Source organism: Streptomyces sp. Pv4-95 (genome assembly GCF_045782725.1).
In the GTDB taxonomy this organism is placed as follows: domain Bacteria; phylum Actinomycetota; class Actinomycetes; order Streptomycetales; family Streptomycetaceae; genus Streptomyces.
This window is the reverse complement of record NZ_CP127172.1, coordinates 8,057,609-8,077,377: the sequence shown is the minus strand read 5'-3', so window position 1 is coordinate 8,077,377 and position 19,769 is coordinate 8,057,609. Positions and strand designations below refer to the sequence as shown.

At 72.3% G+C, this 19,769-nt stretch carries 15 protein-coding genes; 12 read left to right on the top strand and 3 right to left on the bottom strand.

Annotated features, from left to right (window positions below):
* Nucleotides 1-41: 41 nt before the first annotated feature.
* Genes QOM21_RS35475 through QOM21_RS35465 form a run of 3 tightly spaced genes read left to right on the top strand, consistent with a single transcriptional unit; the run spans nucleotide 42 to nucleotide 4,773 of the window.
* Nucleotides 42-3,890 carry an amino acid adenylation domain-containing protein gene (locus tag QOM21_RS35475; RefSeq protein ID WP_407555998.1) on the top strand — a complete coding sequence of 1,283 codons (3,849 nt, stop codon included), beginning with the start codon at nucleotides 42-44 and terminating at the stop codon, nucleotides 3,888-3,890.
* A complete protein-coding gene (locus tag QOM21_RS35470) occupies nucleotides 3,887-4,075 on the top strand; it encodes an MbtH family NRPS accessory protein (RefSeq protein WP_407555199.1) in 189 nt (62 codons plus the stop codon). Before QOM21_RS35475 ends, QOM21_RS35470 begins: the two co-directional genes overlap by 4 nt.
* Nucleotides 4,072-4,773, top strand: coding sequence for a 4'-phosphopantetheinyl transferase family protein (locus tag QOM21_RS35465; RefSeq protein WP_407555198.1), 702 nt, complete (start codon nucleotides 4,072-4,074; stop codon nucleotides 4,771-4,773). Before QOM21_RS35470 ends, QOM21_RS35465 begins: the two co-directional genes overlap by 4 nt.
* A 21-nt stretch (nucleotides 4,774-4,794) precedes the next feature.
* Here QOM21_RS35465 and fes read toward each other — a convergent pair whose 3' ends face one another.
* Nucleotides 4,795-6,066 (bottom strand): enterochelin esterase, encoded by a 1,272-nt coding sequence (gene fes, locus QOM21_RS35460; protein ID WP_407555197.1) that lies wholly within the window; start codon nucleotides 6,064-6,066, stop codon nucleotides 4,795-4,797.
* A 283-nt stretch (nucleotides 6,067-6,349) separates the two neighbouring features.
* Here fes and QOM21_RS35455 point away from each other — a divergent pair, with 283 nt between their 5' ends.
* Entirely contained in the window at nucleotides 6,350-7,405 is a 1,056-nt protein-coding gene (locus QOM21_RS35455; RefSeq protein WP_407555196.1) for a YncE family protein, read from the top strand.
* Between the two features lie 260 nt (nucleotides 7,406-7,665).
* The gene (locus QOM21_RS35450) at nucleotides 7,666-8,205 is read left to right on the top strand and encodes an enterochelin esterase domain-containing protein (protein ID WP_407555195.1); all 540 of its coding nucleotides are present in this window, start codon (nucleotides 7,666-7,668) and stop codon (nucleotides 8,203-8,205) included.
* 109 nt (nucleotides 8,206-8,314) lie between these two features.
* On the opposite strand, the gene QOM21_RS35445 is transcribed toward QOM21_RS35450, so the two are convergent.
* The gene (locus QOM21_RS35445; RefSeq protein ID WP_407555194.1) at nucleotides 8,315-8,731 is read right to left on the bottom strand and encodes a hypothetical protein; all 417 of its coding nucleotides are present in this window, start codon (nucleotides 8,729-8,731) and stop codon (nucleotides 8,315-8,317) included.
* A 268-nt stretch (nucleotides 8,732-8,999) separates the two neighbouring features.
* Complete coding sequence (locus QOM21_RS35440) at nucleotides 9,000-10,427, bottom strand: MFS transporter (RefSeq protein ID WP_407555193.1); 1,428 nt, start codon at nucleotides 10,425-10,427, stop codon at nucleotides 9,000-9,002.
* A gap of 559 nt (nucleotides 10,428-10,986) precedes the next feature.
* On the opposite strand from QOM21_RS35440, the gene helR reads away from it, so the two are divergent.
* The 7 genes from helR to QOM21_RS35405 all read left to right on the top strand — a co-directional run bounded on the left by helR (nucleotide 10,987) and on the right by QOM21_RS35405 (nucleotide 19,768).
* Nucleotides 10,987-13,152: an RNA polymerase recycling motor ATPase HelR gene (helR, locus tag QOM21_RS35435; protein ID WP_407555192.1), complete on the top strand. Its 2,166-nt coding sequence runs from the start codon at nucleotides 10,987-10,989 to the stop codon at nucleotides 13,150-13,152.
* 430 nt (nucleotides 13,153-13,582) lie between these two features.
* Entirely contained in the window at nucleotides 13,583-14,563 is a 981-nt protein-coding gene (locus QOM21_RS35430; protein ID WP_407555191.1) for an ACP S-malonyltransferase, read from the top strand.
* Nucleotides 14,560-15,315 carry a 3-oxoacyl-ACP reductase family protein gene (locus QOM21_RS35425; protein WP_407555190.1) on the top strand — a complete coding sequence of 252 codons (756 nt, stop codon included), beginning with the start codon at nucleotides 14,560-14,562 and terminating at the stop codon, nucleotides 15,313-15,315. Before QOM21_RS35430 ends, QOM21_RS35425 begins: the two co-directional genes overlap by 4 nt.
* An 83-nt stretch (nucleotides 15,316-15,398) precedes the next feature.
* On the top strand, nucleotides 15,399-15,716 hold the full coding sequence (locus tag QOM21_RS35420) for a phosphopantetheine-binding protein (protein WP_407555189.1): 318 nt from the start codon (nucleotides 15,399-15,401) through the stop codon (nucleotides 15,714-15,716).
* Entirely contained in the window at nucleotides 15,713-16,273 is a 561-nt protein-coding gene (gene fabZ, locus QOM21_RS35415; protein WP_407555188.1) for a 3-hydroxyacyl-ACP dehydratase FabZ, read from the top strand. Before QOM21_RS35420 ends, fabZ begins: the two co-directional genes overlap by 4 nt.
* Nucleotides 16,260-18,725, top strand: a complete 2,466-nt coding sequence (locus QOM21_RS35410) for a hypothetical protein (protein WP_407555187.1) — start codon at nucleotides 16,260-16,262, stop codon at nucleotides 18,723-18,725. Before fabZ ends, QOM21_RS35410 begins: the two co-directional genes overlap by 14 nt.
* Nucleotides 18,725-19,768, top strand: a complete 1,044-nt coding sequence (locus QOM21_RS35405; RefSeq protein WP_407555186.1) for a hypothetical protein — start codon at nucleotides 18,725-18,727, stop codon at nucleotides 19,766-19,768. Before QOM21_RS35410 ends, QOM21_RS35405 begins: the two co-directional genes overlap by 1 nt.
* Nucleotide 19,769 lies beyond the last annotated feature (1 nt).

The following is a 19,769-nucleotide window of genomic DNA, read 5'->3' as shown; positions in this document are numbered from 1 at the left end:
CCCCCGACACCGAACTGCCGCTGACGGCCGCGCAGTCGGGGATGTGGTACGCCCAGGCCCTCGACCCGCTCAGCCCCGCGCAGAACACCGCGGAGTGCCTGGAGATCGACGGACCGATCGCCCCGGATCTCTTCGCGCAGGCCCTGCGGGTGGTGACCACCGAGGCCGACGCCCTGCGCGTACGCATCGAGGACACCCCGGACGGCCCGCGGCAGCACATCCTGGACGAGGTCGAACTCCCCCTGACCGTGCAGGATCTGCGCGCCGAGGCCGACGCCGTGACGACGGCCGAGCGGTGGATGCGCGCCGACCTCGACGCGCCCGTCAGCCTGTCGGCCCCGCCGCTCTTCCGGCACGCACTGTTCCGCGTCGGCGAGGAGCGGTGGCTGTGGTACCAGCGCATCCATCATGTCGTGATGGACGGGTTCGGCTACTCCCTCCTCGTCCGCCGCACCGCCGAGGTGTACGCGGCGCTCGTGCGGGGCGAGAGACCCGGCCCGCGCTCCTTCGGCACTCTCGCCGAACTCGTCTCGCAGGACACGGACTACCGGACGTCGGCTGACTTCGCCGCCGACCGCGCCCACTGGTCGGGGGCCTTCGCCGACCGCCCCGAGACCCCGCGGCTGGCCGGGCGCGACGCACTGCCTTCGCGCACCTTCCGCCGCCGCACCTCCTACCTGCCGCAGGAGACCACGGAGGCGGTACGCGATCTCGCCGCCCGGCTCCGGGCGACCTGGCCCGATGTGCTGATCGCCGCCAAGGCCCTCTACACCTCCCGCGCGACGGCACAGTCCGATGTCGTCCTCGGGCTGCCGATGATGGGCCGGATGGGCTCGTCCGCCCTTCGCGTGCCGGGCATGGTCATGAACGTCCTGCCGCTGCGGCTGACCGTCGGCCCCGAGGCCACCTTCGCCGGCCTGGTCCGGCAGGTGGTGCTGGGCATCCGGCAGGTCCGCCGGCACCAGCGCTACCGCTACGAGGACATCCGCCGCGATCTCGGACTGCTCGGCGAGGGCCGGGCGTTGGTCGGGCCGCTCGTGAACATCATGCCGTTCGACTACGGCGTGGACTTCGCCGGCGCGACCGCACGGGCCCGGAACCTCTCGGCGGGCCCCGTGGACGATCTGACCGTCAATGTCTACGACCGTGCCGACGGCCGCGGCCTGCGCATCGACCACGACGGTAACCCGGCCCTCTATGAGGACACCGATCTCGCCGCCCACCAAGAGCGCTTCCTGCACCTGCTCGACCGGCTGGCCACCGGCGACCCGCACGCTCCCCTCGCCGCACACGGCATCGCCACTCCCGCCGAACTCGCCCTGGTCGTCGACGAGTTCAACCGGACCGACCGAGATCTGCCGCCCACGACCCTGATCGGTCCCATCGAGGCGCGCGCGGCCCGGACCCCCGACGCCACGGCGCTGGTGTACGGCGAGACCTCTCTCACCTACGCCGAGCTGAGCGCCCGCGCCAACCGGCTGGCCCGGCATCTGAAGACACTCGGCGCCGGGCCCGGCGCGGTGGTCGCGGTCTCCCTGCCGCGTTCGGCGGACCTCGTCATCGCCCTGCTCGCCGTGGTGAAGGCCGGAGCCGCGTATCTGCCGCTCGACCCCGACTACCCGGCCGAGCGGATCGGCTACATGCTGGACGACGCCGCCCCGGTGTGCGCCGTCACCGACCGGGCGGGACGGCTGCCGCAGGACACCGCGACACCGCTCGTCGTCCTGGACGGGCTCGATCTGACCACCTACCCGGCCGTCAACCCGGGCCGGGCGCTCACCCCCGCCCACCCCGCGTACGTCATCTACACCTCCGGATCCACCGGCCGCCCCAAGGGCGTTGTCGTCTCGCACGGGGCGATCGACAACCGGCTGCGATGGATGCAGGACACCTACCGGCTGACGGCGGACGACCGGGTACTGCAGAAGACGCCCTCGTCGTTCGACGTATCGGTGTGGGAGTTCTTCTGGCCGCTGCGCGAGGGCGCGACGCTGGTCGTCGCCGAGCCCGGCGGCCACAAGGACCCGCTGTATCTGGCCCGGCTCATCACCGAACAGGCCGTCACCACCTGCCACTTCGTACCGTCCATGCTCCAGGTTTTCCTGGCCGGGGCGGACGCGGCCGGATGCGGGACGCTGCGCCACGTGTTCTGCAGCGGCGAGGCCCTCCCCCGCGACACCGCGCGCGCTTTCGCTCGGGAGCTGCCCGGCGTCGGCCTGCACAACCTGTACGGCCCGACCGAGGCCGCCGTCGACGTCAGCCACCACACCTGCACCCCGGACGGGACCGGCGCGGTGCCGATCGGGCAGCCGGTGTGGAACACCCGCCTTTACGTGCTGGACGCGGCGCTCCGGCCCTGCCCGCCGGGTGTGCCCGGCGAGCTGTACCTGGCAGGCCGGCAGCTTGCCGAGGGGTATCTGAACCGCCCCGATCTCACCGCCACCCGGTTCGTCGCCGACCCGTTCGGCCCGCCCGGCAGCCGTATGTACCGAACCGGCGACCTGGCGCGCTGGACGGAGCGGGGCGAGGTCGAGTACCTCGGCCGCACCGACCACCAGGTGAAGTTGCGCGGCCAGCGCATCGAACCGGGTGAGATCGAGGCCGCGTTGGCGGCACACGACGCGGTGGACGGCGCCTGCGCGCTGGTGCACACCGACCCTTCCGGCGAGCAACGGCTCATCGGTTATGTGACGGGAGGCGCGGACCCCGCGGCCGTACGGGCCGGACTGGGGCGCGTGCTGCCTGAGCACATGGTGCCCGCGGCCGTCATCGCCCTCGACGCCTTCCCGCTCAGCCCGAACGGCAAGCTGGACCGCCGGGCGCTGCCTGCCCCGGTCTTCGCCGGCGGTGGTGGCTCCCGTCGCCCGGCCGGCCCCCGGGAGGAGGCACTGACACGGCTCTTCGCCGAGGTGCTCGGACTCGAATCGGCGGGCCCCGACGACGCGTTCTTCGACCTGGGCGGCACGTCCCTGCTGGCCGTGCGGCTGGTGGCCCGCGTCCGCGAGGAGTTCGGCGCCGAGCTGACGATCGGCTCGCTCTTCGAGGCACCGACCCCCGCGGCGCTCGCCGACCGCCTCGACGGCTCCGGCCCGGCGTCCGGGGACGCCCTGGACGTCGTGCTGCCCCTGCGCGCCGGGACCGGGAACGAGCAGCCCACGCTGTTCACCTTCCACCCGGCCGGCGGAATGGCCTGGTGTTACGCCGGACTGGCCGCCCGCCTGGGGCCCGATCAGCCCGTCCACGGCGTCCAGGCGCGTGGCCTGGTCCGCGACGAACCGCTGCCGCGCGCTCTGGAGGAGCAGGCCGCCGACTACGTCCGCCATCTGCGTACCGTCCAGGCGCACGGACCGTACCGGCTGTTGGGCTGGTCCGTCGGCGGCGTCCTCGCGCACACCGTCGCCGTCCGCCTCCAGGAGGAGGGCGAGGAGGTCGAACTGCTGGCGCTGCTCGACGCGTTCCCCGCCGAGCAGTGGCGGGGGCGGCCCGCACCGGAGGAGGGCGACGCACTCACCGCCGTGCTGCGCATGGCGGGCTTCGACCGCACCGGCGAACGCACCCGCGACGACGTCCTGGCCACGCTGCGCCGGGCCGGCAGCCCACTGGCCGGGCTGTCCGAGCACACCCTGTCGAAGATCGTGGACATCGTGCCCAACCACGCGCGCATGATGCGCGAACACCGGCACCGGGCCTTCGCCGGCGATCTGCTGTTCTTCACGGCCGCGGCTCCGCGCGCCGAGGACTGGCTCACCCGCGAGGCGTGGCAACCGCATGTGACGGGCACGATCGCGAACCTCGATCTGGACTGCACCCATCCGCAGCTGATGCAGGACCGGCAACTCGACGAGATCGCCGCCGTCCTGGCGGCCCGCCTCAAGGAGCTCGACTCATGACGCCGTGGTCCGGTCCGTTCGAACCGGGGCCGGAAGGCCACGACACCCACCTGGTGCTGGAGAACGCGCAGGAGCAGCTCTCCCTGTGGCCGGCCTGGCAGATCCCGCCGCACGGCTGGAACCCCCGCTTCGGGCCTGCCCCGCACGACGCCTGCGTGCAGCGGGTGACGGCGGGTACCCCGTGAGCGGGACGGCCGCCGTGCCCCGGGCATGGCGGCCGTCGTCGCCGCACGTAGTGCCCGATCCGGCGCAGGGGCCCCACCTGTGGCTCGTCACGGCACCGAAGCCGGGCGAGGGGCTCGACCTGTCCGTGCTGGACGAGGGTGAGCGCGACCGGGCGGCGGCGCTGCACCGGCCCGCCGACCGTGCGCTGTACGTCGCCGCGCACACGGCGCTGCGTCGCGTGCTGGGCGGGTACCTGGGCACGGCACCGGCCCGGGTAGCCCTGACCCGGCTGCCGTGCCCAGGGTGCGGCGGCCCGCACGGCCGCCCCGCCGTCACCGGTCCGCGGGGCGCCACGGTGCACTTCTCCCTCTCCCACTCGGGCGGGCTGGCCCTCCTGGGCGTGGCGGCCCGTCCGGTGGGCGTGGACATCGAGCGGGTCCCCACCCGACAGATGGCCGAGGACGTGGCGAGTGCTCTGCACCCCTCGGAGCAGGACGAGTTGGCCGCCCTGCCCGCCGCCTCCCGCGCTTCGGCCTTCGCCCGCTGCTGGACGCGCAAGGAAGCCCGCCTCAAGGCGACCGGAGAGGGCGTCTCCAACGAGGCCCTGCGCGCCCTGCACCTGGGCACGGGCACGCACCCTGCCGAACCCTCCGGCTGGCGGATCGAGGACATCCAGGTCCCGGAGGGTTACACCGCAGCCTGCGCGGTGCGCCGGTGAGGGCGCGGGCCGGGAGGGGCCTCAGCCGTGGGACAGCAGGTCCACCAGGCCGTCGGCCAGTTCGGTGCGCCAGCACAGGTAGTCGTGTCCGCCGTTGAACTCGCGGTAGACGGCGTCGTCGTAGCCCGCGGCGGCAAGGGTCTCCCGCAGCCGCCGGGCAGCGGGGAGCGCCACCCATTCCTGCTCGCCGAAGGAGAGCCAGAACCGCACGGGCAGCCGTGGGGCCTCGGCCAGACGACCGGTCAGCCACTCCGCGTCGGGCCCATCCGGCCACCAGAACGATCCCGACTGGGCCAGTACGTTGCCGAAGCGGTGCGGAGCCGAGAACGCCGCATAGGCGGCGGTGAGTCCGCCGAGACTCTGTCCTGCCACGACCGTGCACGCGGGATCGTCGGTGATCGGCAGCCGTTCGGCCGTCCACGGCAGCAGCTCCTCCGCCAGGAAGGAGACGAACTCCGGACGGCAGGCCAGCTCCGACCACCGGGTGCCGGCGTCCACGGAATCGGGCAGGACGACGGCGAGCGGCGGGATCCGGCCGTCGGCGATGAGGTTGTCGAGCAGGTGCGCGATGCCGAGCTGCGGCTGCCAGTGCTCACCGTCGAGCAGGACGAGGACGGGCAGCTTCCCCGGATTCCTCGCGGTCGCGGTCGCGGTCGGAGCGGGCTCGTAGAGCCAGACGCGCCGTTGCGCACCGAGGTGCGCGCTCGCCACCTGGTGCTCGCTGACGTGCCCACGTGCCACCCCTTGCCGCGGCTCCCAGACCGCCCCGTCCGGCGCCCCGGCCAGAGCGGCGTACGACACCGGGTCGCCGTCCCAACGACGGGACAGCGTGCGGGAGTTGTAGGGGTCGGTGCGACGCTGGGTACGCAGCCACGGGAAGTACCCGGGGCTGTCGGAATCGGGGCCGTCACCCTCGTCGACGAAGAAGTCGTATGTGCCGCGCCAGTCGCGCCGCAGGCGGATCGTCCAGTGCCAGACGTCGGTGCCGGGCGCCTGCTCCATGAGGTTGTCCCCGGGCGCCCGCGGGTCACCCAGCTTGTTCGGCAGCACTTGCACGGCACGCGTCCCGGGGCCACCGCGCCACAGATAGGTCACCGCCGCGTGTTCGGCGCTGCCTTCGGGGTCGAGCAGCACGAGCGGGGTGCCGCGGCGGCGCACATCGGCCCAGAACTCCTCGGTATCGCCCGGCGCGGGCGGCGTCCAGCCGGATTCCACGAGGCGCGGCACCGGGTGCGGGCGCGCCATCCGGGGAGGACGGCGGAGGGTGGCCACGGGGGGCACGGACATGGGCATGCGGAGCGACTCCGAACGAAGCGAGGGTCAACTTAGGGTGACCTTACCTTGAAGGAGGTGGGCGCCACCCTCCCGACAGGGGCGCCGGGCGCACGCAGAGGGGACAAACAGCTCCCCGAGCCCTCCGGGAGACAGAAGGCGGGGATCCCCCAACCATCCCCACTAGGCGCATGATTGTGGCGCACGCCACATAACTGAAAGTACAAAAGTTAGGTAAGGCTAAGCTAACTTAGCTCCTGATCGCCTCTCCCAGGGGCGGCTTCCTCAAGGAGACTGACGCAGCATGACCGCACTCACCCGCCGCATCCGGCGCGCCTCCGCGATCGCCGTGGCCCTCGCCGCAGGCAGCACCCTGGCCCTCGCCGGCAGCGCGTCCGCGGAGGCAGGCCACCACTCCGCCCCGGCCGCGGACTCCGCGCCCCTCGTGACGGGCCTGTACCAGTCCGCGTACTCCGAGCGGAACCATGTGCTGTGGGCAACCTCCTCCGTCGGTCGTCCGCCCGTCACCAACTCCCGCCTGGTGAAGGTCGATCCGCGCACCCTGAAGGCCGAGGCGACCTACACGCCGCCGGTCACCGACCCGGCGACCGGCGCCGTCGAGGCGGTCTACGGCGTCGCCGTCGACGATGAGCACAACACCGTCTGGACGACGAACACCCGCAACGACTCGGTCGCCGTCTACAGCCAGCGCACCGGCAAGCACCTCGCCACCCTTCCCGGCGTGAAGCACGCCCGCGAGGTCGTGGTCGACGAGAAGCACAACCTGGCGTGGGCGAGCGGCTTCGGCGACGGCAGCATCGTCGCCTTCGACACCCGTAGCTTCAAGGAGAAGAAGCGCACCACGGTCGAGGGCGCGAGCCCCGCCGGCATAACGGTCGACGAGCGCACCGGGACCGCCTACGCCACCGACCTCGCGGGCGACCGCATCATCGAGGTCGCCCCGCATGCCGAGGACCCGCGCCTCATCCCGGCAGGTGACGGCCCGATCTCGGTCGCACTCTCCAAGGACGGCCGTACCGCTTACTCGGCGGACCAGACCGCCGGCACCGTCTCGGTCATCGACCTGCGCAAGGGAGCCGTCACGAAGACCGTGCCGACGGGGGCGGGCACGCTGTCCGTCGCCGTCGACCGTCGCTCGGGCCGTGTCCTGGCCGCAAACCGTACGGCCGCCACCGTCACGGTCGTCGACCCGCGCAAGGGAGCCGTCGTCGAGACGGTGGCCACCGGCGCCAACCCCAACCACATCGAGGTGGCCGACGGTACGGCGTACGTGGTCGAGAAATCCGGTTCCGGCCCCGAGGGCCAGGATCTGCTGCACCGCATCCGCCTCGCCCGCTGAGGCCGCGCCACCGCACGGTGGCACAGCGCCCGCGCCGCCACGTCCCGCCCGCCACGCCTGCGCGCCGGGCGGGACACCCGACAGCGCCCCGTACCGCCGCACTCCTCACCGACCGGAAAGCTTCCGCGGATGGCACATCGAGACCACCTCCCCCGGCCGCACCGAACACCGCGCCCGCGCCGAACGGGCCCGACGGCCTGCACACCCGGCGTGCGCGGCGCCGACCGGCCGGGCGCCGAGCCGGGCGGGGGAAGCGACGGATGAGCCCCGAAGCCCCGCTCGCATGCGGGACGCCGCGCGGCGCTCGCTTTCCGGTGCCGCACGGAGCCACCAGCCCCCGCATCTCCCGTCTCGCCGCTCGCCTGGCCACGGCAGATCCCGCCGAACGCACCATGCTGACCGCGGAGTTCTGGGAATGCGCCGAGAGGGAGGGCACTCCCTTGGTCGAAGCCGTCCATGACGAGCCGGCGCACCGTGCGGTGACCTTCCTGTGGCGCGGCCATCGTGCAACCCGTCAGGTACTGCTGCTCGCCGAGGGGCTCACGGACCGCGACCACCTCGCCGCCGGCTTGCTCACCTGCCTGCCCGGCACGGAGATCTGGTACCTGACCTTTCGACTGCGTGCCGACCACCGCGGTTCCTACCGCATGGTCGCCGACATCTCGCCGGGCCCACGGCCCGGCACCGTGGCGCAGCATCACTCCCGCCTACGGGCACTGACCGCCCACGCAGCGCCCGATCCACTCAACCGGCATGTGCTGCGAGGCCCTGGCCCCGGCACCGAGAGTTCGGTCTTCTGAAGGGGATCCGCGGCCGATGCGCCTTCTCGAAGTGCCGGACAGGTCGCGGCGGGTGCACCTCCCGGGGAAACGGCACACCCCTCTGCTCCGCCCGATGACTCAGTGGAGACTACGATCTGACGATCTCTCGCCGGAGCTGCTGGGTGAAGCGACGGAGGAGCTCCAGTGTCTCTCTGTGATCGGCCTTGCGATCGTCCCTGCCGTCGGTGGGCAGGGTGTTCCAGACCCGCCGCGCGAGCGCATCAGCGAGATCGACGGTTTCGCCTGCGCACAGCAGGTAGAGAGCTGACCGCGCTTCCTGCATCCGGTCCACCAACTCGTTGGCCCCGGCACCGTCGTCACCCAACCGCGCTTCCCGAAGATAGTCGAACAGATGACTGACAGCCGTGTTGAAGCCAACCCCGGCTTTGAGCTTCTGTTCGCGGAGCCACATGCGGTCCTGCCTGCGCGCGGTGAACCAGGAACCGAACACGGCCCCTATGAGGCCCAAACCGGCCCCGATGGCCACGGACAGAAGGTTCTCCACGGTCAGCCCCCTCGGCACACGGTGGGCGCCAGGTTACAGAAGCTGTCGAAGGTGCCGCCTCACGTGAGGAGCGCGCTCACACACCCAGGGTTCGGCGATCCGAACGGAACGCCCGAGGGGAGCGGTCGCCGCAAGCGGGCAGCTTGAGAGAGGACGAACTCCCCTGCCTCTGAATGCACTTGTGACGCCGCGGCGGCCGAGTGCGTCGACGATCCAGACGGGGGGTGGCGGTGCTCACTCTCACTTGGTGACAGCGGCCGTGCGGCCCTCAGCCTGCCCCAAGGCCCCCCGCAAGCCGTTCGTCCTGGTGTGCGCCTCGGACGCCCAGTCGGCGGCTGATCAGCAGCACTAGGGCCGCGGCCGCGAGGCTGATCGCCCCGCCGGTGCGCAGGATGGCGTCGTAGGCATCCTCCGGACCGGTTTCCGGGGTGAGGGCGGTGATCGCCGCCGCGGTGGCGGCCAGCGCGATCGCCCCGAGGACGACGAGGGCGGTGAGGACGACACCGGAGGCTTCCCCGGCGCGGGCGGGCGCGATGACCTGCTGCGTCGCGACGCTGGCGAAGGTCCAGCCGAGGCCGAGGCCGAGGGCGCACCAGGTGAAGACCGGGATATAGAGCCACCACGCCCACACCAGACTCATACCGATCATGCCGGTGCCTGCGACCGCCCCGGCGAGGACCATCACGGTGGTGGGGCGCAACCGGGTCGCGAGCCAGGGGCCCAGCGGGCCGGAGCAGGCCACCATGAGCGCCGGCGCGAGGAACACGGTCCCGGCGAGCAGGGCGGACAGGCCGCGCTCCTGCTGGAGTTGCAGGGTGGCGAGGAAGACGGTGACGGCATAGCCCATGTTGGCGACCGATCCCATGAGCGTGATCAGGTCGAAGGGGATGTTGCGGAACAGCCGGAAGTCGACCAGCGGGTGGCGGCAGGTGCGCTCGCGCAGCACGAAGAGGGCGCCGCTCACGACGGCGACGGCGAGCAGAGTGAGGGTGCGGGCGTGGTCCCAGCCCCAGGCGCTGCCGCGTTCGACGGCGAGCGTCAGGGCGGCGAGGCCGGTCACGACGGCGAGGCAGCCGGGCAGGTCCACCTGGCGGGAAGCGGTGTCGTCGCGGGAGTCGGGGACGTACATCAGGGCGATCAGCAGCGCGAGGGCGCTCAGGGGCGCCAGCAGCCAGAAGATCCACCGCCAGCCGGGACCGTCGGTGAAGCCTCCGCCGACGAACGGCCCGAGCGCGGTGCCCACGTTGGCGATGGCGAACATGGCCCCGAGCGCGCGGGCCCTGGTGGCGTCGGGGAAGGCGTTGGTGATCACGGAGACGGAGCCCGGAAAGATCAGCGCCGCACCGACGCCCTGGGCGATGCGGGCCCCTACCAGCACGCCGAGGCTGCCGGCGAGCGCGCAGCCCACGGAGGCGGCCGCGAACAGCGCGATGCCGGTGAGCAGGACCGGGCGGCGGCCGAGGAGGTCACCCAGACGCCCTCCGACGATGAACAGGCAGCCGATGGCGAGCATGTAGGCGGACAGTGCCCACTGGGCGGCGGAGACGGTCACCCGCAGTTCGGCGGCGATACCGGGGATCGCCAGGTTCAGCGCGAAGAAGTCCAGCTGAATGCAGAACAGCGCGATGGAGGCCGCGAGGAAGACCCCGGCCCGTTTGGAGGCCCCCGGCGGCACATCGGCGGTCTTCGCTCCCATCCCCCCAGCACATCGCCGATGCGGCCGGGCTGCGAGCCGGATGGGCCGGTTGGCGGGGCGGTGATGGCTTGAGGGGTGGGGACCTGCGGCTCGGGCGCGCTTCTCCCGTACATGTGCGCCCGTACGCGTGCGCCCGTACGCGTGCGCCCGTACGTGGCCCGTTCCCGTGCGCCGTGATGCGCCGTATGCGGCGAGCTCTGCCGCTTGGTGAGCAGGAGGCGAGAAGGGGGCGAGAGAGGAAGCGAGAAGGCGATGCGAAGGGTGTCCGTCCGGATCGGACGGTGAGGGAAAGGGGAGTACCCACTCCTTTCCATTCTCAACGTATAGCGCACAGGGGGGCTTGTGGCAAGGCCCTGGTCGTGCTGCAGAATCGCTGGCCAAAGCCAGAACCTGCGGAAATCGGAGATTCACGAAGTGCGTGTGCTGTTGTCGATTTTTGGGTTGTGCGGTGGCGTCGAACCGCTGGTCGGGGCGACGCTGCGGCTGCGGGCACTCGGCGCCGCGGCGCAGGGGCGCCCGACGGACTTCGCAGGCGCCACCGCAGAGCGGAGCCGCTGACATGAACCCCGTGACCACCAGCGCGTTCGACCTTCCCGACCGCCTCTCCCCCAAGGCCGACCCGATCCTGATCGCCGACGACGAGCGGCATTTCGCGGCCATCGCGGAGAGCCTTGAGCAGACGATCGCCGAACTGTCCGACCGCCTGGACGCCGAACGCAGGGCACCCGGCGGCGTCGGCCGGGAGGCCATGGAGCGGGATCTGGAGATCCATCGCCTGACCGGTCGTCTGCGCGCCCTGCGCCGCTTCGGTTTGGACCTGTGCCTGGGACACATCGTCGACGCGGACAGCGCCGAGCCCATGTACATCGGACGGCTCGGCCTCACCGACAGCGTGGGACGCCGGCTGCTGGTCGACTGGCGCTCGCCGGCCGCCGAGCCGTTCTTCGCGGCGACCCACGCCCACCCGATGGGTCTGGCGAGCCGCCGCAGGTATCGCTGGACCCGCGGCCTGATCAGCGACTACTGGGACGAGGTGTTCACCGCCGACGGGCTCGACGGGCACGCCGCGCTCGATGACCAGTCCGCCTTCATCGCCGGCCTGGGCGCCAACCGGTCGGACCGGATGCGGGACGTGCTGGCCACCATCCAGGCCGACCAGGACGCCATCGTGCGCGCGGGCTCCCGCGGGGCTCTCGTCGTCGACGGCGGTCCCGGCACGGGAAAGACCGTGGTCGCTCTGCACCGCTCCGCCTACCTGCTCTACTCCGACCCTCGCCTGGGGCAGCGTCGGGGCGGCGTGCTCTTCGTCGGTCCGCACCAGCCCTACCTCGCCTACGTCGCCGATGTCCTCCCCAGCCTCGGAGAGGAGGGCGTGCAGACCTGCACCGTGCGCGACCTGGTCGCCGAGGGAGCCGGAGCGGGAGAGGAGCCGGACCCGGACGTCGCACTCCTGAAGTCGTCCGCGAACATGGTGAAGGCGATCGAGAAGGCCGTCAGCATCTACGAGGAGCCGCCCACCAAGGGGATGACGGTCACGACCTCCTGGTCGGACGTCTGGCTCAGCGCCGACGACTGGGCCGAGGCGTTCCAAGCGGCAGAACCGGGTAGTCCGCACAACGAAGCGCGCGAGCAGATCTGGGAAGAACTGGTCTCGATCCTGCTGGACAAGCACGACGGCGACGACGTGTCACCCGATCTGTTCCGGCGCTCGCTCCTGCACGACGAGGAACTGGTCACCACCCTCAACCGCGCGTGGCCGATGCTCGAAGCCGCCGACCTCGTCGGAGACCTGTGGACGGTACCCGCCTACCTGCGGCTGTGCGCGCCCTGGCTCTGCCGCGAGGACGTCCGGAAGCTGCAGCGCGAGGACGCCCGGGCCTGGACGGTGTCCGACCTGCCGCTCCTGGACGCGGCGCGGCAGCGGCTCGGTGACCCGGAGACGTCCCGGCGCAAGCGGCGGCACGCGGCCTCCGTGGCGGCGGAACGCGAGCGCATGGCCCGCGTCATCGACGACGTGGTCGCAGCCGACGCCGACGGCGAAGGCGCGGTGACGATGCTGCGCGGCAGGGATCTGCAGGACAGCCTCATCGACGAGAGCGCACTGCCCGGTAGCGAACCGGACCTGCTCGCGGGCCCGTTCGCGCACATCGTCGTGGACGAGGCGCAGGAACTGACCGACGCGGAGTGGCAGATGCTGCTGCTCCGCTGCCCGTCCAGGAGCTTCACCATCGTCGGGGACCGCGCCCAGGCCAGGCACGGGTTCACGGAGTCGTGGGAGGAACGGCTGAAGCGGGTCGGGCTCGACCGGATCAACGTGGCCTCGCTGAGCATCAATTACCGGACGCCGGAAGAGATCATGGCGGAAGCCGAGCCGGTCATCCGGGCCGTGCTCCCGGACGCCAACGTGCCCACCTCCGTTCGCAGCAGCGACACCCCCGTCCGCCATGGGTCGCTCTCGGATCTGGACTCGGTCCTCGACGGCTGGCTCGCCGCGCATGCCGACGGGACCGCCTGCGTCATCGGAACCGGTGACATCGAGGCCGGAGCGCTCCGCGCGACCTCCCGCGTCCGGTCGCTGACCCCGGAGCTGTCGAAGGGGCTGGAGTTCGACCTGGTCGTCCTCGTCGACCCCGAGGCGTTCGGTGAGGGCATCGAAGGCGCGGTCGACCGCTATGTCGCGATGACCCGCGCGACCCGGCAACTCGTCATCCTCACGAGTTCCTGATTCCCGGCCGCGGGCATGCGGGGTGGGGGGCTGGCCGCGGGCGCATTCGGTGGGCACCGACGGGCCCATAAGGATTTCCGCAAGAACCTCGGCGGTCTTCGACTCCGGAGGACGAGCCGCGCAATATCACCTTCGGATGAAGAATTGCTTCACGTCTTATGGCGACATGGGCCCGATACGCGGTACGCGGTCTCCATTGCAGTGCGGTAAGCGATTGCGGAGGGGGCTACGAAACCGACTCACAAGAGCCCGGCGCAAGATCAATTCTGTGATTGGCGAGCGTTAATACCCTTCTATCCTGCGTTTGGCATTTGCCTCCATAGCGTGGCCGAACAAGCCGCCGGCTCCACCAACGGAGCCGGCGCACGGAATTCTTCGGCCGAGCGACGAGGCGACTGTGTCGGCAGGCGCAGGAAGGGCGCGATGCGCCATGAACCAGGAAAGAGAACCGGGCTTCGCGGTATCCCCGTTGTTTCCCGGGCAGGGCAGCCAGGCCGTCCGGATGGGCAGAGCGATGGCCGCCGCCTACCCCGAATCCGCCGCCTGTTTCGACGAGGCGAGTGACGTACTCGGTATACCCATGCGTCGCCTGTGCTGGGACAGCAGTGCGGAGGAACTGCGGGCCACCGAGAACGCGCAACCGGCACTGGTGACCGCATCGGTGGCCATCTGGAGGGGGCTGGAGGCCGAGGGCCTGACGCCCTCCGCGGTGGCCGGGCACAGCGTGGGCACCCTCAGTGCCTGCGTCGCCGCCGGCAGCCTCACCTTCGGCGGCGCCGTGGCGCTGGCCCGGCAGCGCGGACTGCTGATGGCTTCGGCTCCCGGGGACGGGGCGATGTGCGCCGTCACCGCGGGCGGCGGGGAGCGGGTGGCCCTCATGGCCCGGTCCGTCCGGATGGGGCTCAACGTGGCCGCGGACAACTCCCCCCGGCAGTTCGTCGTGTCCGGTGACCGGCACCGCGTGGAGGAGTTCTCCGATCTGGTCGGCCGTCGCGCGAAGGCGGTGGACGTCTCGCACGCCTTTCACAGCAGGCTGATGGAGCCGGTGCGGGAGCGGTGGAGCGAAGCCGTCGCGGCGGTCACCGTCCATGCCCCGCGGGTTCCGGTGGGGCTGCCTTCCCGGGGCCGGCCGTCCTGCGAGGCATCCGAGATCCGTGCCGACCTGGTGCGGGGCCTGTGCGAACCGGTGCGCTGGCGGGAGGTGACCGGTGTCCTGCTGGACAGGCCGGAGCCGGTGGTGGCCATCGGCCCCGGGCGGGTCCTCGTGGGACTGGCCCGTCATATGCCGGGGACGCCGCAGTTGCCTGTCGTGGACTCCCCCGCGTCCCTGGCCGCCTTGACCCGACGGCTGGCCGGTTCACCCGGCAACCGGCCGGCGCCGTTGCGGGGCACCCGGGCGGTGGAGTCATGACGGCCCGATCCCCCGCCTCCGCCGCTCCGGTGGCCCTGGTGACCGGTGCGTCCCGCGGTATCGGCCGTGCGTGTGCGCTCGCCCTGGCGCGGGCCGGTCATGACGTCGCGGTCCACCACCACACCCGCACGGACGCGGCCGAGGCGGTCGCCACGGAGATCACCTCGATGGGCCGGCGGGCCATCGTCGTCCGCGGCGATGTCGCCGAGGAGTCCGATGTCCGGGCCATGTTCCACACGGCGCGTTCCCGGTGGGGGAAGGTCGACGTCGCGGTGGCCAACAGCGGTATCACGGACGACGGTTACCTCGCCACGATGAGCGTGCAGAAGTGGGAGCACGTCGTGCGGACGAACCTGACAGGGGCCTTTCTGACCTGCAGGGAGGCCGTGAAGTGCATGTACCGCGAGGGCGGGGCCGTCGTCCTGATCGGCTCGACGAGCGGTGTGTCCGGAGTTCCCGGCCAGTTGAACTACAGCGCGAGCAAGGGCGGCGTCGCGGCGCTGGGCCGGGGACTCGCGCGCGAGGTGGCGGGCCGCGGGATCCGCGTCAACGTCGTCGCTCCCGGGTTCACCGAGACCGACATGCTCCGCGCGATGGACCCGGCAGCACGGGAACGCCTGGTGTCCGCCGTCCCGCTCGGCCGCGCCGGGCGCCCCGAGGAGACCGCTGCCGCCGTCGTCTTCCTCGCCTCTCCTTCGGCCGCGTACATCACCGGCCAGGTGCTGGTGGTGGACGGCGGCCTTCTCCCCTGACCGCATCTCCGCGACCAGACCTCATCACGTGACAGACACCCCGCCCAGTGGCCCCAACAGGCCCTTGCCTTCGAGGAGTTCGCATGACCGGCACGACGTTCGACGACCTGCTGGCCCGCGCCACGGCACGCGCGGCGCTCAACCACCGGCTGAAAGTCCTGTTGGCGGAGGGCCTCGGGCTCACTATCCGGCCGGATCTGATCGGCGACGACCAACCGCTCTTCGGCCGCGGCCTCGGACTCGACTCACTGGACACCCTGGAGATCGTCGTGATCATCGAGGAGGACCTGGGCGTCGGCATCACGGACGACGAACGCGAGGTCTTCGGCTCGATCAACAAACTGGCCGACTGCGTGGTCGCACGCCGTGGCGGCATCCCCATGGGCGGGACGGCCGCATGAGCACGGACCGCGCCGCCCTCGCGTTCTCCTCGGACGCGATACGGGCCCTGCTGCCGCACCGCGCACCGATGCTGTTGCTGGACCGGGCCTACGACGTACATCCCGGCGTCTCGGGGTCGGGCATCAAGAACGTGACCGTCGCGGAACCCTGCTTCGCCGGGCACTACCCGGACCAGGCGATCCTGCCGGGCGTCCTCATCGTCGAGGCGATGGCCCAGCTGGTGGCCGTGGTGTATGCCGCTGCCTGGACCACCGGAGCGGATCCGGCGGCCGACCCCGACACCGCGGGGCGGGTCGGATATCTGGGCTCCATCCGCCGGATGAAGTTCAGCCGGCTCGTCGTGCCCGGTGACCAGCTCGTGCTGTCGGCACGGCTCGGCCGGGAGTTCCGGGGGCTCACCGCGGTCGCGGTCGATGCCCGCTGCGACGGCATGACGGTCGCCGAGGGCTCGCTGACCGTCACCCAGCGGGGCCCGGCCGGGGCCCCGCCCGCGACCGAGCCGGACGAGGCCCCCCGCCCACCGCATCGTGGACGGGGGCCCCATGGCACCGAGTGAGTTCCTGGTGCGCCCGTACCGCGCGGACGATGCCGCCGGTATCGCGCACCTCTACAACCGCTACCCGGACGGGCCGAACCGGGTCGACCGGAAGCTCGACGCCGCGATGGTGCGGACCGAACTGGCCGACCGGGGCACCGCCCTCTTCCTCGTCGTCGAACAGCAGGGCGGGGTACGGGGCACGCTCGGCATGTTCCACAGCTGCGGCAAGCGCGCCGCGGGCCCCGGCGAGGTCTTCGGGGACATGTTCTTCCTCATCCCCGCGCTCCGGGGCGGCAGCGCGGCGGCGCATCTGTTCGTCGAGGCCGTCGCTCCGCTGGCCGCGCGAGGCATCCGCACCATCCGGCTCACCACCGATCCCGCCAACCGCGCGGCGTACTCCGCCTATCTGCAGGCCGGTTGCTCCGTGGTGGGGGCCGGGATCCCGGACGAGGACGGTTCGGTGGAGCTGGTGAACCAGGTGCCGCTGCTGGTGTCCCTGCTCCGCAGGCACTTCCCTGAGGTACTGCCCCCGGATCTCCCGCACGCCGAGCTGTGGCGGCGGGTCATCACGGGCGTCGACGGCCCGGGGCTCGTCGTCGGATCGGCGCGGGCGCTCGGCCGGCCGTCGGTGCGCAGCGCGGTGTCGTGCGGGACGGCGCATGTCGCGGTGCACGCGGACCCCTGGACGGGCGAGGTGTTCGCGACGGCCGTGGGGGACGGGGCGGTCCACGAGGCACCGTACGCGCAGGACCGCGCGGCGGCGCAGGGCCCGTCCGCGGGCCCCGCTCCGGCAGCGCCCGGCGGCGGAGCGGCGTACGGCGAGCCGGCCACGGTGTGGAACGGCCGACTGTGCCTGTCCCTTGATCCCGACGGCACCGTGACGCTGCATCACGACGGGCACCTCGGCCCGTTGCTGTCCGATCCGTGGCCGGTGAACGGCCCGCCGTATGCGACAGGCTGGCGCAGGTCGGCCGTGGGGCGGCGGCTGGAGGTGACGACGTGGGACGACGGCTGGACGGTTGCCGAACGGCGTCCCGGGGGTGTCCTGACTCGCGATTCCCGGTTGTGGGGCGGCAGTCTCGTCCAGGCGCTGTACTGGACGCCCCACGCACCGGCGTCCGCCGACGGCGGTGCGGTGTCTTCCCGCGCCGTACGGGACCCGGCGCCGGTGAGCGCGCCGTTGCTGCGGTCCGCCCTGACCGTGGGCCTGCGCTCGTCCGTTCTCGTGGCGGGGCAGTCGCCCAAGGCCGTGTGCGCACCCGCGGGCCGCAATCTGTGGCCCGCGGACGCCACCGACTTCGCGGCCGCGGGGCACGAGGTGACGCCGGATCGGAGGTTGTCCTGGCGGGCTCCGTACTCCGGTCTGTCGATGACGGTCGAGTGGGACGGCGGGACCCGCGCCCGGCTGCTCTCCTCCCTCCTTCTGCTGCTGGACTCCGCGCCGGGCTGTGCCTACCGCGTCGACGTCTCGCGCGGCGGCGCTCAAGCCGAAGGCCGTGTGCCGGTGGCCGTCCCGGGCGTCGAACCACTGGACGGTGCGCTGCCGGTGCCGCAACACCCGCTGCACCGCAGGGAGCCGGCGGCACGGGCGCGCGGAGCCGGGCGCTGGGTGGCGGCGACCGCGGCCCGCCGGCCGGTGCACCGCATGGCGGCGGGCGACGACGAGGTGCTGTGCAGTGAGGAGAGCGGCGGCATCGTGTCCTGGCGGAGTTCAGGGGTGCGCGTACTGGCCGCACCGTTCCCCCGCTTCCGCGCCTTCGGCAGCAACGCCGCCTGGCGGTCGGGGCTTTGGGTGACCCGGCAGCCCGTCAGGGAAGACCTGCGGCACGGCGCGGGCTGGGGTGTGTCGCCTCCCGGTACGGCCTGGTCCTTCGACGCGTCGGAGGGCGTGCTCTTGGAGGAGGTGCTCTCCGGGGACGTGCTCTCGGGGACCGGCGAAGCGTCCGCGGGCGGCGGGGCGGCCGTCCCGGGAGCCGTGGCCTGGTCCTTCGCCCACTGCTCGGAGGGGCCGTGGTCGGCGGTGGTGACATCGGCAGCGGAGCCGGGCGGCAGGACCGAGGACGTGGTGGTCTGGCTGACCCCGGCGTCCGGCCGGGAGGCACGGGCGCTGACGTCCGGCGGTCCCGGTGACCTGTGGCGTCTGGAGCGCCCCGCGCCATGGCAGCAGTGGTGCCGCGAGGCCGCGCTCCAACTGGCCGACGGGCGCTGGCTGGTGACCGCCGCGTTGCGCGCGGAGGACGAGTTGCTGATCCGCCGGACACCGCACGGGCCCCTGCTGGCGCTGTTCGCCCGCCGCCCGGCACACCTGCCGTTCAGCACGCGGATGCCGCTGCTGCTGGCCGACGACGAGGAGTCGGCCGTCCGCCACCTGCGCCGTCATTCCGGCAGCTCCGCGCCGGCGTCCCTTTCCTGTCCCCCGACCGGTCCGAAAGCGGCCGGTGCCATCCCCCCGATGAGGAAGCCACAGTGATGAACTCCTTCTCCCACGACACGCACACCGATCACCTCCGGCTCCGCGAGACCGTGGGCCACTACTCCCCCGGCCCGTCCGCCGCCGGCGCACTCGTCGAAATCGGCGGGCTGGAGCGGTCCACCCTGCTCCAGCAGGCGCTGGCCCGCAACAGCAGCTTCGTGGAGCCGGACACCGCCCGGGACAGCCTGCTGCTCAACGAGGACGGCAGCATCTGGGACGTCGTCACGCACATCGAACTCGCCGACCGCTGTCTGCTGCTCTCCCCTGCCCGGGCCGGACTCGCGGGGCTGCTGGAGACCGTCGCCGCGGGGGCCGGCATCACCGATGTGGAGATCACGGACCTCTCCCGCACGCACGCGGCGATCGCCTTCGAAGGCCCGCGGTCCTGGCGCATCGCGCAGGAGCTGGTGCCGTACGAGATCTCCAGCCTCGTGCTGCACGGCGCGGTCACCGTGGCGCTGCCCGACGAAGGCGGGGCGGACGGCGTACTCGCCCGCATCGGCAGCACCGGCGAGTACGGCTATCTGCTGGTCTTCCCCCAGGAGGCCGGCTCGGCGGCCTGGGTCGCCGAGCGGGCCCGGGCGCTGGGCGGCGGCAGCGTCGGCCCCGAAGGGCTCGACCGGGCCCGTACCGAGGTGCGCCACCCGCAACTCGGCTGCGCCGAGGGCCTGTCGGTGCGGGAGGCCGGCTTGGAATGGCTGGTCGACTGGGAGCGCGAGGACGACTTCTGCGGTGCGGCGGCACTCCGCTCGGCCGGTGCGCCGCGACGCGGACTGGTGCTGCTCACCGCCCCCGCCGGGGACCGGCCCGCCACGGGCTCCGCGCTGCACGCGGCGGGTGAACGGGTCGGAACCGTGCACCAAGTGGCGCCCTCGCTCGGCTCCGCCACGGAGCTGGCCTACGGGCTGCTCGACAAGCCCTTCGACGTGCCCGGCGTGCCCTTGGAGGGCACCACCGCCGACGGCCGGACGGTGGACCTCGTCACGGTCTCCTCGCCCGCCGTCCTCCCCCGCAGTTGGTCGGAACGGATCGGAATCTGAC

Excerpts from the sequence above, each read along its gene's own strand:
- QOM21_RS35455 (WP_407555196.1), top strand. The coding sequence starts at position 6,350 with ATGACCGCACTCACCCGCCGCATCCGGCGCGCCTCCGCGATCGCCGTG.
- QOM21_RS35450 (WP_407555195.1), top strand. The coding sequence starts at position 7,666 with ATGAGCCCCGAAGCCCCGCTCGCATGCGGGACGCCGCGCGGCGCTCGC.
- helR (WP_407555192.1), top strand. The coding sequence starts at position 10,987 with ATGAACCCCGTGACCACCAGCGCGTTCGACCTTCCCGACCGCCTCTCC.
- QOM21_RS35475 (WP_407555998.1), top strand. The coding sequence starts at position 42 with ATGTGGTACGCCCAGGCCCTCGACCCGCTCAGCCCCGCGCAGAACACC.
- QOM21_RS35425 (WP_407555190.1), top strand. The coding sequence starts at position 14,560 with ATGACGGCCCGATCCCCCGCCTCCGCCGCTCCGGTGGCCCTGGTGACC.
- fes (WP_407555197.1), bottom strand. The coding sequence starts at position 6,066 with ATGCCCATGTCCGTGCCCCCCGTGGCCACCCTCCGCCGTCCTCCCCGG.
- QOM21_RS35410 (WP_407555187.1), top strand. The coding sequence starts at position 16,260 with ATGGCACCGAGTGAGTTCCTGGTGCGCCCGTACCGCGCGGACGATGCC.
- fabZ (WP_407555188.1), top strand. The coding sequence starts at position 15,713 with ATGAGCACGGACCGCGCCGCCCTCGCGTTCTCCTCGGACGCGATACGG.
- QOM21_RS35470 (WP_407555199.1), top strand. The coding sequence starts at position 3,887 with ATGACGCCGTGGTCCGGTCCGTTCGAACCGGGGCCGGAAGGCCACGAC.
- QOM21_RS35420 (WP_407555189.1), top strand. The coding sequence starts at position 15,399 with ATGACCGGCACGACGTTCGACGACCTGCTGGCCCGCGCCACGGCACGC.
- QOM21_RS35430 (WP_407555191.1), top strand. The coding sequence starts at position 13,583 with ATGAACCAGGAAAGAGAACCGGGCTTCGCGGTATCCCCGTTGTTTCCC.
- QOM21_RS35440 (WP_407555193.1), bottom strand. The coding sequence starts at position 10,427 with ATGGGAGCGAAGACCGCCGATGTGCCGCCGGGGGCCTCCAAACGGGCC.
- QOM21_RS35405 (WP_407555186.1), top strand. The coding sequence starts at position 18,725 with ATGAACTCCTTCTCCCACGACACGCACACCGATCACCTCCGGCTCCGC.